Raw genomic sequence first — 14,168 nt, 5'->3', positions numbered from 1 at the left:
TAGCTTGTGGAGGTAGCCTATGAAAGCACTGATTTTTGAACAATTTGGAAGTCCAGAGGTTTTACGCTATGCCGAGATCCCTGATCCTACCCTTAAGTTAGGACATATCGTGGTAAGAACCAAAGCGATTGGCATGAACTTTGCCGATGTCTATCGGCGAAAAGGGAACTATCATCTGGCAGGGAAGCCGCCTTTCATACTAGGTTACGAAGGCGCGGGGATTGTTGAACAAGTTGCTCCTGATGTCGTCGATATCAGCGTTGGGGATCGAATTGCCTTCGTTGATGTTCCTTTTGCCAACGCAGAATTGGTGGCGATGCCGGTGGAACGGGCAATTCCCCTGCCGCTCGATATATCATTCGAGCAAGCGGCAGGCATCCTGCTTCAGGGAATGACGGCGCATTACTTAGTTAACGACAGCTGCAAAGTCCAGCTAGGCGACGTTATTCTCGTTCATGCGGCAGCCGGCGGGGTGGGACAGTTGTTGACACAGCTGGGTAAAAACAAAGGAGCTAAGGTCATCGGTCTGACGTCTTCCGAAGCCAAAAAAGAAGTTGCCCGCAAAGCAGGCGCAAGCGAAGTGTTCAGCTACGACAGTGACTGGGTGCAGGCGGTCGTAGCTTGCACGGAGAATCGCCAGGGCGTTGACGTCGTTTACGATTCCGTGGGGTCCACATTAATGGACAGCTTCGCTGCTGTCAAAACGAAAGGGACGGTTGTTTTCTATGGCATGGCAGGCGGCGATCCGCCACATGTTGACCCTAGAATGCTCATGGACACATCCAAAACGCTGACTGGCGGCGATTTGTGGAACCATGTGACAACACGAGCCAACCGGATTGAGCGTTCGCAAGAGTTGTTTCAAGCGTTGCGTCAAGGGACCATACAGATGGAAGATCTCATGTGCATTCCGCTAAGCGAAGGTGCTGGCGCACATCGCCTGATGGAGAGCAGAATGAGCACAGGCAAAATTTTGCTCATTCCATAGACGGAAAAGCGACAGCAATAATATACCCAAGTGAATACAAAGAATGTCCCTAGGCATTCCGCTGCGAATCAGGTATCTTGTTGAAATTACCACATCGCAGATGGAAACGAGGAATGCCGTATGGGAGCAATCTGGAATAAACTCACAGCGATTAAACTGCCTTTTTGGATCATGTTTATGAATACCTTCAGCATGGCGGTCGGATTTTATATGATGATTCCGCTGTTAGCTTCGTATTTATTGTATGATTTACTACTGACGGTCATGATGGTCGGCGTCATTTCGGCAATACGCAGCTTTAGTCAGCAAGGACTTTCGGTATTATGCGGCACGTTGGCAGACAGATTGGGGTACAAACGCACGATACTTGTCGGCCTCTTGATCCGAACTTTTGGTTTCGGGATGTTCGGCTTCGTCGATCACATTCCCGGATTAATCGTGGCTTGCTTCTTCTCTGGCTTAGGTGCGGCGCTTTTCCAGCCCGCCAGTTATGCTTATTACGCAGCGCTTTCTACTTCTGCCAACCGTATTACGATCTATGCGATCCGTGAAATGTTAAGCAACATGGGTTTCGTAGTTGGTCCAATGCTGGGGGCTCTGTTAATGAGCTTTCGCTTTACCTATGTGAGCATGACAGCGACGCTTATTTTTGTCTTTTCTTTTTTCTTAAGTCTTTTCTTTTTGCCGAATTTGAAGGAAGCCCAGCCTCGAGCGGAGCTGCCGGGCATCTGGCCGCAGATGAAAAAGGTGATGTATAACCGCTCCTTCAGGAGGTTTATGATATTCACCATGATTTCATGGTCCCTAGTTGCACAGTTATATATAGCGGTTCCTTTCCGTGTTAGTCAAATTGCGAGTGGTGCCAATATCGGGCTCATTTACAGCTGCGGGGCTATCGTGATGGTTCTACTGCAGGTGCCGCTAGCCAAATTAGGCAACAACAATTTGCAGCCATTTGGGGTGATGTCCCTAGGCACATTGCTGCTTGCAGGAGGATTATTTGCAATTGGCATGACGGGATCTCTTGCCGGTATCTATGTCGGAGTCATTGCTTTCATGATTGGACAAGTGTTTCTGCAGCCAATGATGAATACAATGGTGTCCGACTACGCAGGGAGCGGAAGTATTGCCAGCTACTTTGGCTTTAACAGCTTTGCATTGTCGATAGGTGCGATGATCGGTAACGTAGGCGGTGGCTATTTGTATGATTTAGCTAATCTGCTTGGATGGCGGCTCCTTCCTTGGAGCTGCTTCTTGTTTATCGGTCTGGTGAATATCGGCTTTATGCTGAAAGAACAAAGGGTACGCAGTCATTGATATAAGTTTAGCTGCTTCTAGTTGACAGAACCAAAGAATAAGGGAACTGTGTTCCCTTATTCTTCGGTAAAACAGCCTTTTAGCGAGTGAGACGGAACTACGATCCGCTAAATGGCCTCTGTTGGCTGGATTCCACCATTTTGAAGCGGAATAGCGGATCAGAGTTCACTTTCAGCTGCAAATGTTGGATTTTGAGTCAAATAGCGGACCCTAGTTCCCTCCCAGTAAGGATTTTCGCTAAAAGGTACCGACTATGAATGGCATCCTGTGGAGCATAGGCTTCACTGGGTGCCATTTTGATCATATAATCCATATTAATGCTCATTTTATGCATTCTACGAGCAGTAAAAGCATGGTATTCTGATTGTATAAGACAATGAAGGGAGCTAAAATTTGCAATGAGCATAAACAAGTTGAATATTGGTGTTATCGGAGCAGGTTCAATATCCGACATGCACCTTCAGTCCTACAGCAAGCAAGCTGATGCTCGTTTGATTGCCGTATGCGATCTTAATCGCCAAAGAGCCGAAGATAAAGCGGCTGCTTATAACATTGAACATATTTATACGGATTATCATGAATTGTTAGCCAATCCTGAAGTGGACGCTGTAAGCATATGTACGTGGAACAATTCGCATGCAGAGATCAGTATCGCAGCCTTGCGAGCTGGCAAGCACGTGCTGGTTGAGAAACCGTTGTGTAAGACGGTGGAAGAGGCGCTTCAAATCCAGGAGGCTGTTCGCGAATCCGGGAAAATTCTACAGGTTGGTTTTGTACGCAGATATGATACGAATGCTCAGCTTGTTAAGCAATTTATTGAAGGCGGCCAGTTTGGCGAATTATATTATGCGAAAGCGTCCTGTCTTCGTCGTTTGGGCAATCCAGGCGGCTGGTTTGCAGATAAAGAGCGCTCCGGTGGCGGACCTTTAATTGATATTGGCGTCCATGTGATTGATTTATGCTGGTACTTGATGGGCAGACCGAAGCCTGTTTCCGTAAGCGGCAACACCTATAATAAACTAGGCAACCGTTCCAACGTACGCAATCTAAGCTTTTATAAAGCGGCTGACTATGATGTTGCTTTGAATAACGTTGAAGATATGGCCAATGCCCTGATCAGGTTTGAAAATGGAGCGTCACTGCTCGTGGATGTCAGCTTTACGCTGCATGCCAAAAAGGACGAAATCGCAGTCAAGCTTTATGGGGACAAGGGTGGCGTCGAGGTTGAACCTGAGCTTGTCTTCGTGACAGAAATGCAAGATACCATCTTGAATGTTTCTCCACAGACAGATGATAAATCAATCAACATCAATGGCGCATTTAGCAATGAAATCGCTCATTTCTTAGACTGCTGTCGAACCGGCCAAACACCGATAAGTCCAGTTGAAGATGGGGTTACTATGATGAAAATGCTTTGCGCAATATATGAATCAGCAGCCAAAGGTCAGGAAATCAACCTATAACAAGGCGAACAGGAGATGCAAACATGAAACTCGGAGTGAGCACGTATAGTTTATACCAAGCGCTGAAGTCTGGCGAAATGGACATTAATGCGGTTATTGACTGGGTCGCCGATCAAGGCGCTGTGCATATAGAAATCGTTCCGTTAGGCTTTGAGCTGGCTGGGAATTTGGAGTTAGCTGATGCAATTCGTTTGAAAGCAGAGTCTCGCGGCCTTGAAATCTCCAATTATGCGATTGGCGCTAATTTCCTCACAGATTCGGATGAAGCGTATGAGAAGGAACTTGAACGAGTCAAAGCTGAAGTTGATATCGCAGCCAGATTAGGCGTGAAAAAGATGCGTCATGACGTGGCGCGCACAGACGATACGTCCATTGGCAACTTTAATCGTCAGCTTGAACGTATGGCAGAGGCTTGCCGGCAAATAGCGGATTATGCGCTTTCTTTCGATATCGTAACCAGCATTGAGAATCATGGCTATTTTGTTCAGCATAGCGATCGGGTTCAAACGTTGATTCAGGCTGTAGACCGTCCGAATTTCCGGACAACTCTTGATGTGGGTAATTTCATGTGCGTGGATGAAGATTCGGTTTCAGCGGTGAAAAAAAATCTGCCGTTCGCTTCTATGGTCCATGTGAAAGATTTTTATCTGAGACCTTCCTATGAGCACCCAGGTTCAGGATTTTTCCAAACGACGCAAGGCAATCATTTGCGCGGTGCTATTGTCGGCCATGGAGATATTGATATGCGAGAAGTGTTGCGCGTAATTAAACGCTCAGGCTATGATGGTTATATCTCAATCGAGTTCGAAGGCATGGAAGAGTGCAAAACAGGTACGCTGGTTGGGCTTGAAAATGTAAAACGAATTTGGGCTGAGATTGAGTAAGCGTAAATAGTGGCAAGCAGCATACATGCAACCATCTGAAAGGTGTGTTTGACAACAATGAACAATCCAATCGGTATTATGGTCGACAGTTTGCGTCTTGGCGTAAGGGATGGTTTGAAAAAAGCCAAGGAGCTCGGTGCCGACGGGGTACAGATCTATGCCGTATCCGGAGAGATGGATCCCGCTCTTCTAACGCCGCAAGCGCGCAAAGAGCTGAAAGATTACATTGCATCCCTTGGACTCAGTATTTCTGCTTTATGCGGAGACTTAGGCGGGCATGGTTTTCAGGATCAGGCAGCAAACGCAGCAAAGATTGAAAAATCCAAGCGAATTCTGGATCTTGCGGTGGATTTAGGTACTAAGGTAGTGACTACCCATATTGGCGTAGTTCCTGAGCAGACGAATGATCCCATCTACGAAGTCATGCTCAATGCTTGTGAAGAACTCGGCGTGTATGCGAACAGTTTGGGGGCATATTTTGCTGTGGAAACCGGACCAGAGCCGGCCGCACACTTGAAGAACTTCCTTGATGCGCTGTCTACCAATGGCGTTTCAGTTAATTTTGACCCTGCGAATATGGTCATGGTCACGGGCGATGATCCGGTACAAGGGGTACTTACCTTGAAAGACTATATCGTACATACCCATGTGAAGGACGGACTTCGTCTTCGTCAAGCAGATCCACGCGAAGTATACGGATCACTTGGGTATCAGCCGATGAGTCACGCGAATATTGCGGAAGCAGCTGCCTCAGGTCCTTATTATCGGGAGCTCGCTTTGGGCGAAGGTCATGTCGATTTCCAAAAATATTTCGAAGCGCTGGAAGCGATTAACTACTCCGGATATTTAACGATTGAGCGTGAGGTTGGCGAACAGCCTGAGGTGGATATCGCCAATGCGATTGCTTTTATTCGCAAATATCAGGGATAGTGCGTAATTTCAGGCTCTTGATGTTGATTGGAAACGAATCAGGCACGCTATCCTGCCCTTCATTTGACATGCAAGAAAAACTGCAACACTGCGGAAAGTCGTGGAGTTGCAGTTTTTTTGCATGTACGACTCTGATCAAGCTATGCTCATGATGGCGCCAACATAATGATTGATAACGGATGGATGGAAAAACCGCCACATGCCGCCGACCGAGAGGCACTGGCACAAATCTAAACTATGAGAACCGATTTTTCCCTGAAGGGAAGAGTCGGTTTTTTTCTTAAGAAATTTGTAATAATTTTAGTTGGTTATTTGTAAATGTTTTCCTGTAATATAAAGGGGAATGATGGAAAGCCGGCGGCATCCATGGATGATATAGAAGGGGTAAATGGAGATGCATACCTACAATATTCTCGTTGTTGATGATGAGAAAGAGATTCAAGATGCGATAGAAATTTATTTAACGAATGAAAATATGACTATTTTCAAGGCTGATCATGGGATGCAAGCTTTGGACATTCTCGAGCAGCAAGATATTCACTTGATGATTCTAGACATTATGATGCCTCGACTGGACGGGATCAAAACGGCTTTTAAAGTGAGGGAGAGCAGGAATATTCCAATTCTTATGCTGTCAGCCAAGACAGAGGATACAGACAAAATTATAGGCTTGAATGTGGGTGCTGACGATTATTTGGGCAAGCCGTTTAATCCTTTGGAGCTTATTGCCCGTGTGAAATCCCAGCTTAGGCGGTATGTAAGTTTTGGGCACTATACGGCTAGTGAAAATAGACTTAAAGTGAAAGCTTTGATTCTGAACAAGGACACGAAAAGTGTTTCCGTGGATGGCGAAGAAGTACGTTTAACAGCTACGGAATACAAAATACTAGAGCTGTTAATGGAACACAGAGGCAGAGTATTCTCCATCGAAGAGATCTATGAGAAGGTTTGGAAAGAGCCCTATTTCAATGCAGAGAATACGGTTGCCGTTCACGTTCGAAGAATTCGGGAGAAGATTGAGATCAACCCGAAGGAACCCAAATATTTAAAGGTGGTATGGGGTATTGGTTATAAAATCGAGAAATAAAGCTGTTACATATCTACTTGGCATCTCACTTATTTGTGCAGCAGTTCTAGCCCTTTGCACGTTAATTGATGTGGGGAAACATCACTCGTTCCTAAGCAAGGACAGTTACTTTCGAAGTGAAATATTTGGGAATGAGCTCCAGCTGCCTCTCAATCTTCTGAAATATAGGATTGAAAATGCGAACTACCCGCTTTTAACCGATGAAGAGAAAATTGGAAAAGAACGGAGAGAATCTTGGAATCAAGCCTACACGGCTATGGAGAAGCGTGGTAAAACAAACGCTCGCAATACCTACAATAGTAAATTGCAGGAAGCTCGATTATCGGATATATCAGGCGAAGTATCACGTTTTCAACAGGAATTTGATAACCAAATCCTTGATGTGCAAGCGGAAGTCGCAAAGCTGCTGGAAGTTCGAAAAATCCAATATTTAGAATATAAAAACAAAGAATTTAGTGATGTTGCCAACAGTTTAATTGCACGCGGGGAATCATTTCACTATTATGTTCGAGACCGTAAGACGGATCATTTCTATTCCAATATGGTTAAAGAGCCGGGAGCTGCTGAATTCGAGCAGGCATTATTTTATGCAGAACTGCCGCAGAAACAAGTGAGCAATTCTTTTCTTAAAGGGATAAATAAATTCTTTCAGCAGAATCAGCTTCATGGGTATATTCTTATTCCGAAGGAAGCAATTTGGTCGAGTCAAATGCATGAGGATTATACGTATTATCAGGCAATTAGCAAGCGGATTTGGTTGGAAATCGGTCTATTCGTAGTGCTTTGTATGATTGCAGCTGCACTTGTGTGGATCATGCGAAAAAAACATTCGTTCCAGGTGTTGACTGAAGAAATGCCGCTGAAATGGCTGGAATATGTCCCATTAGATCTAAGAGTCATTGTAACATTCCTTAGCTTGCTTTTGTTGTTCAATCAAATTGGCAATAATTCCTTTTTTCAAATACCCTTGCGATTTCAACAAGCGGTTGAAGGGATAAATCTTTCCTTGAACATGATTCTCCTCGTCATTCTTGTGATAGATGGAAGGAGACTTTACAGGAACAAGGCGGCATTGCGCAAACAATGGAATAATTGTTTATTGAATACGATGATTCAATTGTGTACTCTCAAGGTGATTAGAAAATCTCTTCGCTTTAAAGTCGTATTCGTATTCATCCTTACTTCTTTATTTGGTGTATCCTTCTTAATAACGATATATTGGATGTTTGCTCTGGACTGGAATAGTGGGATTATCTTGTTTGCGGGTGGATATTTGCTAGCGTTCCTATTCACAATCCTGCCCAAATGTGTTCAACAAATTCGCTTGTTTGAACAAATTCTGTATGGTGTGGAACAAATGGCGGCAGGCAATTTGACTGATATGATTCCGGAAAAAGGTTCTGGCAACTTGTCTAGATTGGCGCACCATGTAAACCAGATGAAAGAGGGCTTCAAAGCCTCGATGGATAACGAAATGAAAAGCGAGCGGATGAAAGCTGAGCTTATTACAAACGTTTCCCATGATCTTAAAACGCCGCTAACCTCGATCATTAATTACGTGGATCTTCTTAAGCAAAAAGATCTTGCCCCCGATAAGGTAGAAACTTATATCGAGGTGCTGGACCGAAAATCACAACGGCTCAAGGTGCTGATTGATGATTTGTTTGAGGCTTCCAAAATGTCGAGCGGCTCTGTCGAGCTGCAAGTAGAAAAGGTGAATGTCTCTGCATTGCTCGAACAAGCCTTAGCTGAATTTAGCGAGATGATGGAGAGTTCACCGTTAATCTTCCGGTTGCAAGTTGAGCATCCACACATCGTAGCTTCTTTGGATGGCCGCAAAACGTGGCGAGTGTTTGAGAATTTGATCAGCAACGCGATTAAGTACGCCATGCCGAATACTAGAGTTCATTTGTCTCTCAGTGAGGATGAAGATCAAGTGTTTTTTATCATTAAAAATGTCTCCGCATTTGAAATTGATTTCGATGCGGAAGAATTGTTTGAACGATTTAAGCGCGGGGATGAATCCAGACAAACCGAAGGTTCAGGTTTAGGATTGGCTATTGCGAAAAGCATCATGGAGCTCCAAGGCGGGCAATTGAAGATTGATATGGACGGAGATCTATTTAAAGTAACAGTTATTATGAAAAAGAAGTGATGATGAGCAAAATTTTACAAAAGTGGTAGAGAGATAGTATAGTAGGGTAAAGTGGAAATTAACAAAATATAGGAATTACGGGTAGGTGGGAAACGAAGATGAAACTTGCTGAAGCCCTTGTGCTGCGCGCAGATGCTCAAAGAAAAGTTGCGCAAATCAAGCAACGACTTGAGAGAGTGATTAAAGTACAAGAAGGAGAACAGCCGGCGGAACAGCCAAGCGTTCTTTTGACAGAACTAGATCGAACAGTAGACGATTTGGTAAGTTGGATAAAAAAGATCAACAAAACGAATGCCTATACGAAGTTCGATGGTCATCTAAGTATTGCTGATGCGCTTGCTGAACGGGATAATTTAATGCAGAAAAGAAATTTGTTAAATGATCTACTAGAAGCAGCTACCATCAAGCAGGATCGCTATAGTCGTTCCGAAGTTAAATTCTATCGAACTATTGAAGTGAATGAGCTTCAAAAGCAGTTGGATGATTTAGCCAAAAGCTATCGGGAGCTGGATTTCAAGATACAAGAAAAGAATTGGACTGTCGAAGTCATCGAAGAGTAATAAAGTCGGTAACCCATGTCAACAAAAGCGAGCGCAACCGCCAACGGGAATGTTGGACTGACAATCAGAGCAGGGCCATGCCTGATAACCTTACTAATTAGCCCAATACTGTAACAAGATGCTTGCATCTACTTATGACTTACCACTTATTGTAATGACCACGTGCTGATTTGTTGACTATGGGTGAGGGTGGGTTTGGGGACTTATACATACAAGTAAAGAGCTGTCCTATAAGTAGATAAACCTACTTGGGGCAGCTCTTGTTTTTACTTACACTTCATCCTTGCCTTGATGTCGTCCTGCTCTAGCTTTACTTTTAAAAAACTGCAATTGTGCATCTTTTTTACTCTTGGAATAGCCCAAATCATTAAATTCCTGCAATTGTGCATGTATTTGAGGCTTTTTCTGGCTTAGAGGCTGGAGAAGCTGAAAATACCTGCACAATTGCAGGCATTTTCATTTTTTAGCCGAATTTCCCGAAAATTCCTGCACTTTCGCAGGCTTTTTCAGCCGGGTGCTTGGATTTAGCTTAGATTATTTGCATGGCTGCTATTTAAAGCAAAAAACATCATGCAATAACCAAATATATCAAATTTGTGCTTACGGATGTAGTGGTATATTGAGGAAGAAGTCAAATCCATGTTAGGAGGAGAATTAATGATCAAAAGAAGGCGATTCCAGTGGAAGGTGAGCGTTGCCCTATCTGCCATCCTCGCTTTGCAGGTTGGTTCCGGGCCATTTGCGCCTCTTGCCTCGGTGATGTACGATTCGGTAAGCGCAGCCACGCAGTCTATTGCTTCATCTGTATTGAGTGTAGATCTGGATCCTGCATTTCCCAAAGTAAATCAGTACACCTGGCTGGCAAACGGGTCTGTCCTGTATGGCTCAGAAGACACGCTTAATCAGATTTATATCAACGGCACAGCGTACACGCCGACGGTAGCCTTTTCAAGCCCTACTTCAAACACAGCTTTGTATACGCTTACAATAGCGGCGATTCAAGTAGTTATTACGGTACAAATGAAGGTTGTGAACAACACGTTGCTTTTCGACATCACGAATATCGCAGAAAACGGCACAACCAAAGTGAATACGCTCGAAATTCGCAATCATAATCTGCTTAGTGTCAGAAGTACGCAAACAGGGGCTTCTTTTGCCGGGAATAAAATGTACACGGCTGTAAGCGGTACGGGCGACACGATCAAATCGGTCGCAGGCTCACCAACAGCAGATGCTGCATCTGTCGACTACATGTACGCATTCGTGAATACGAATCAGCTTGCTGGTGGATTGTGGACGAATTCGGTATACGAAAATTCAGATAACAATGGCAGGGTGAAGGAGCAAACGACGGCGAAAACCGGCTACTCCAGAACAGGCTTGTGGAGCGGAGCTTGGATTTACCGTGCCAACGGGATGACCGATGCCGATTCGCTGCCCAGCGCGAAGGTTGTGATTACGCCGGACGCAAACAGCGATGGCAGTGTGGATTGGCAGGATAGTGCGATCGCTTACCGCAGCATAATGAACAATCCCGTGGGTGCGGACAAGGTGCCGGATCTCGTTGTACAGCGGATACCGATGAACTTCGCCAGCCAGGCGACGAATCCGTTTACCAAAACGCTCGATGAAACGAAGCGAGTGTACAATGCGACAGACGGCCTCGGGCAGATGGTGCTGCTCAAAGGCTACGGTTCCGAAGGCCACGATTCGGGGCATCCCGATTACGGAGATATTGGTCAAAGGCAAGGAGGGGCTGCCGATATGAACACGCTGGTGAATGCGGGAAGCGCGTACAATGCTTTGTTCGGCGTCCATATCAATGCGACGGAATCGTATCCCGAGGCGCAGGCTTTTAACGAAACGCTTGTGAACAAAACTTCGCCAGGCTGGGATTGGCTGGATTCTTCGTACTATATCAACAAAAGGTATGATTCCACCTCCGGAAGCCGATTAGCCAGACTGCAGCAATTGAAAAATCAAGTGCCTAGCCTTGGCTACATTTATATTGATGTATGGCAATCCAATGGTTGGGACAGCCGAAAAGCAGCGAAGGAAGTCAATTCGCTGGGCTGGCCACTCGCAACGGAGTTTCCATCCGATCATGAATACGATAGCATCTGGAATCACTGGGCTGTTGATTATAATTATGGCGGCACCGATACCAAAGGCTTTAACAGCCAGATTGCTCGTTTTATCCGCAACCACCAAAAGGATACATGGATCGCTCGCGATCCGCTATTAGGCGGAACCGAGCTCTCCGCTTATGAAGGCTGGCAAGGTAAAACCAATTTCGATGCCATGATTGCGATGACCTTTGGGACTGATTTGCCAACCAAATATTTGCAGCATTTTAAAATAATGAAGTGGACGCCAGGGACGATTAACTTCGAAAACAATGTATCGGTCAGTAGTACCAGCGGTACGCGTGTAATTACGAAGGACAACCGCACGATCCTGAACGGCGGGGCTTATTTGCTGCCTTGGAGTCCAACCACAGAGGACAAATTATATCATTGGAATTCGAGTGCAGGCAGCACCACTTGGCAGCTTCCGGCTAGTTGGGCAGGGCTTAGCACCGTAAAGCTATATCAATTGTCCGATCAGGGAAGACAGCTTGTCAGTGATCTTGCTGTAACGAACAATCAAGTTACGATTACGGCCAGCGCGAACAAAGCATACGTGCTCTACAAAGGCGCAGCTCCAGCGAACACAGCTGTCAATTATGGGGAAGGATCGGGTGTGGCGGATCCTGGGTTTAATAACGGCAATCTTAGCGCGTGGACGGTTGCAGGCAGCGGCGCTTCCGTTCAGCGTAACGCGAATGGCCAGCAAGAGCTTCAGATCGGCACAAGCACGGGTACGACGTCGGTCAGTCAAACGATCTCGGGACTGACGCCAGGCAGCTATTATGCTTCTGTTTATGTATCAACCGGCGGCGGACGCAAAGCCTACCTCGGTGTCAATAATTACGGCGGCGCCGACGTCAACACGTATGCGAACAGCTCTCTGTGGAAAAATTACATCCAGGCAGACTCCAAACGAGATACGATGATGCAGCGCATGTATGTGTGGTTTGATGTACCGGCAGGCTCTACGACGGCAACCTTGTATTTGAAAAGCGATGCGGGTACTACGGCGGTTACGTTTGATGATGTGCGTATTGAAAAGACAGTCCAAACGCCAAATCCGAACCACGACTATTTCGTACAGGACTTCGAAAATGTGCCGGATGGATGGTTCCCTTTTGTCAAAGGGCCGGCAGGCGGCACGAATGATCCACGTACGCATTTGATGAAGCTCCATGCTCCTTTCACGCAAAAGGGCTGGAATGGCAAGACGATTGATGATGTGTTGAATGGCAGCTGGTCGCTGATGGCTCACAAGGAATCCGCTGGCTTGCTGTATCAAACGATTCCACAAACGTTGAGATTTGCGCCAGGAGCTGCATACACGGTTACTTTCAGCTACGAGAATCAAGCAGCGGGCGACTATGCATTTGTCGTCGGAGACGGAACAGCTGTCGTGTCTACGACCAGCTTGGGAACTGTTACATCGCCTACGACGTTTAGCAAAGTATTTACGGCCTCAGCTTCAGGCAACAGTTGGATTGGCATTCAAAAAACGAACGGCAATCAGACGGATTTCATTATGGACGATTTGAAAGTGACCACCGGCGGCACCGTACCTGTTGATCCTAATCTGATTCCTCAATCCCAGATGACGGCTTCTGCAACAAGCCAAGAGACGGTCAATGCCAGCAATAGCGCAGCGAACGTGCTCGACGGCAATTTATCGACATTTTGGCATACGAAGTGGGACTTGTCCAATCCGCTTCCAGAATCAATTACCTTGAATTTAGGTGGCAGCTATACGATCAATCAGTTGAAATATATGCCAAGACAAGACGGCGGCTCTAACGGCAATATTACCGGCTATAACGTGTACACAAGCACCAATGGTACGACGTTTACGCAGGTATCAACCGGAACATGGGCGAATGATGCTGCGGAGAAAAGCGCTGTGTTTGCAGCAACGCCTGCCACGCACATACGTCTGGAAGCAACAGCAGGAACTGGCGGCTGGGCTTCCGCATCAGAGTTAAATGTATACAAAACAAGTGGAGGCAGCGCCGCCGCGTATACACAGGATTTTAACAATGGAATTACAGGTTGGAATGTTGTCATGGGCGCAGGAACGGCCAGCGCTTTCTCAGGGGGGCTTAATTTAAACGCCAATAGCAGTAACACGGTTGTGGTGGACAGCAATTCTCCGGCAAAAGCTGACGGTGTCTACACCTTTAAGGTGACACCGCAAAATGCAAACGGGCGCCTTCAAGCGGTATTCCGTTATACGGGAACAAGCTCATGGGCAGCTATCGGCTACGATCTTGGCACTTCCTGGGCTTGGTCGAATGGAGCAGGCCAATACGGCAATTTTACCGGTCCTGTGCTCGCGAGCGGAATAACCTATACGATAAAGGTTCAGTTTACAGGTGCGACGGTAACCGTATGGGTGGATGGAACACAGATCTATTCAGGTACGTTAACCAGTATCCCCACAGGCGCTGGGCAAATTGGCTTCCGCAGTTGGAATGCAGGCAATATGCTTCTTGACGATGTGAGCTATTCGGATTAGTTTTATCGGCCTTGCGGCCGCTTGTTCCTGTAATAGGAATTAAGCGCTGCAAGGCTTTATTATGTTCATTTATTTCAAAAAATAATAGGTAGAAATTGGAACTTTTTTCGATGTGAAATAGTCTAATGTAGGCAACTTCCCTCGAA

The 14,168-nt window shown here is 45.9% G+C and carries 9 protein-coding genes and 1 pseudogene; all 10 read left to right on the top strand.

All coding sequences use genetic code 11. The annotated features are described in order from the left end of the window. The first annotated feature begins 19 nt into the window (after positions 1-19). Positions 20-988 (top strand): quinone oxidoreductase family protein, encoded by a 969-nt coding sequence (locus HQN90_RS03310; RefSeq protein WP_173216340.1) that lies wholly within the window; start codon positions 20-22, stop codon positions 986-988. Positions 989-1,108: 120 nt separating this feature from the next. After that, positions 1,109-2,305, top strand: a complete 1,197-nt coding sequence (locus HQN90_RS03305) for an MFS transporter (RefSeq protein ID WP_173216338.1) — start codon at positions 1,109-1,111, stop codon at positions 2,303-2,305. Positions 2,306-2,703: 398 nt separating this feature from the next. Then, positions 2,704-3,768: a Gfo/Idh/MocA family protein gene (locus tag HQN90_RS03300; RefSeq protein WP_216855163.1), complete on the top strand. Its 1,065-nt coding sequence runs from the start codon at positions 2,704-2,706 to the stop codon at positions 3,766-3,768. A 23-nt stretch (positions 3,769-3,791) separates the two neighbouring features. Then, entirely contained in the window at positions 3,792-4,652 is an 861-nt protein-coding gene (locus tag HQN90_RS03295) for a sugar phosphate isomerase/epimerase family protein (protein WP_173216336.1), read from the top strand. A 57-nt stretch (positions 4,653-4,709) separates the two neighbouring features. Next, a complete protein-coding gene (locus HQN90_RS03290; RefSeq protein ID WP_173216334.1) occupies positions 4,710-5,582 on the top strand; it encodes a sugar phosphate isomerase/epimerase family protein in 873 nt (290 codons plus the stop codon). A 150-nt stretch (positions 5,583-5,732) separates the two neighbouring features. Then, positions 5,733-5,816 (top strand): annotated as a pseudogene (locus HQN90_RS03285) (hypothetical protein); the annotation flags it as partial. Between the two features lie 160 nt (positions 5,817-5,976). Continuing rightward, a complete protein-coding gene (locus HQN90_RS03280) occupies positions 5,977-6,669 on the top strand; it encodes a response regulator transcription factor (RefSeq protein ID WP_173216332.1) in 693 nt (230 codons plus the stop codon). After that, positions 6,647-8,824 (top strand): sensor histidine kinase, encoded by a 2,178-nt coding sequence (locus tag HQN90_RS03275; RefSeq protein WP_173216330.1) that lies wholly within the window; start codon positions 6,647-6,649, stop codon positions 8,822-8,824. The genes HQN90_RS03280 and HQN90_RS03275 overlap by 23 nt, the downstream gene beginning before the upstream one ends. 98 nt (positions 8,825-8,922) lie before the next feature. Further along, positions 8,923-9,384 carry a DIP1984 family protein gene (locus tag HQN90_RS03270; protein ID WP_173216328.1) on the top strand — a complete coding sequence of 154 codons (462 nt, stop codon included), beginning with the start codon at positions 8,923-8,925 and terminating at the stop codon, positions 9,382-9,384. Between the two features lie 657 nt (positions 9,385-10,041). Beyond that, positions 10,042-14,022 carry an endo-alpha-N-acetylgalactosaminidase family protein gene (locus HQN90_RS03265; protein WP_173216325.1) on the top strand — a complete coding sequence of 1,327 codons (3,981 nt, stop codon included), beginning with the start codon at positions 10,042-10,044 and terminating at the stop codon, positions 14,020-14,022. Positions 14,023-14,168 lie beyond the last annotated feature (146 nt).

This window comes from Paenibacillus alba (assembly GCF_013204855.1).
GTDB lineage: Bacteria > Bacillota > Bacilli > Paenibacillales > NBRC-103111 > Paenibacillus_E > Paenibacillus_E alba.
Note: the sequence above shows the minus strand (reverse complement) of the source record. Positions and strands in the feature narration are given on the sequence as shown.

Coding starts and splice junctions, on each gene's coding strand:
- HQN90_RS03295 (WP_173216336.1), top strand. CDS start 3,792: ATGAAACTCGGAGTGAGCACGTATAGTTTATACCAAGCGCTGAAGTCT.
- HQN90_RS03280 (WP_173216332.1), top strand. CDS start 5,977: ATGCATACCTACAATATTCTCGTTGTTGATGATGAGAAAGAGATTCAA.
- HQN90_RS03305 (WP_173216338.1), top strand. CDS start 1,109: ATGGGAGCAATCTGGAATAAACTCACAGCGATTAAACTGCCTTTTTGG.
- HQN90_RS03265 (WP_173216325.1), top strand. CDS start 10,042: ATGATCAAAAGAAGGCGATTCCAGTGGAAGGTGAGCGTTGCCCTATCT.
- HQN90_RS03290 (WP_173216334.1), top strand. CDS start 4,710: ATGAACAATCCAATCGGTATTATGGTCGACAGTTTGCGTCTTGGCGTA.
- HQN90_RS03310 (WP_173216340.1), top strand. CDS start 20: ATGAAAGCACTGATTTTTGAACAATTTGGAAGTCCAGAGGTTTTACGC.
- HQN90_RS03300 (WP_216855163.1), top strand. CDS start 2,704: ATGAGCATAAACAAGTTGAATATTGGTGTTATCGGAGCAGGTTCAATA.
- HQN90_RS03270 (WP_173216328.1), top strand. CDS start 8,923: ATGAAACTTGCTGAAGCCCTTGTGCTGCGCGCAGATGCTCAAAGAAAA.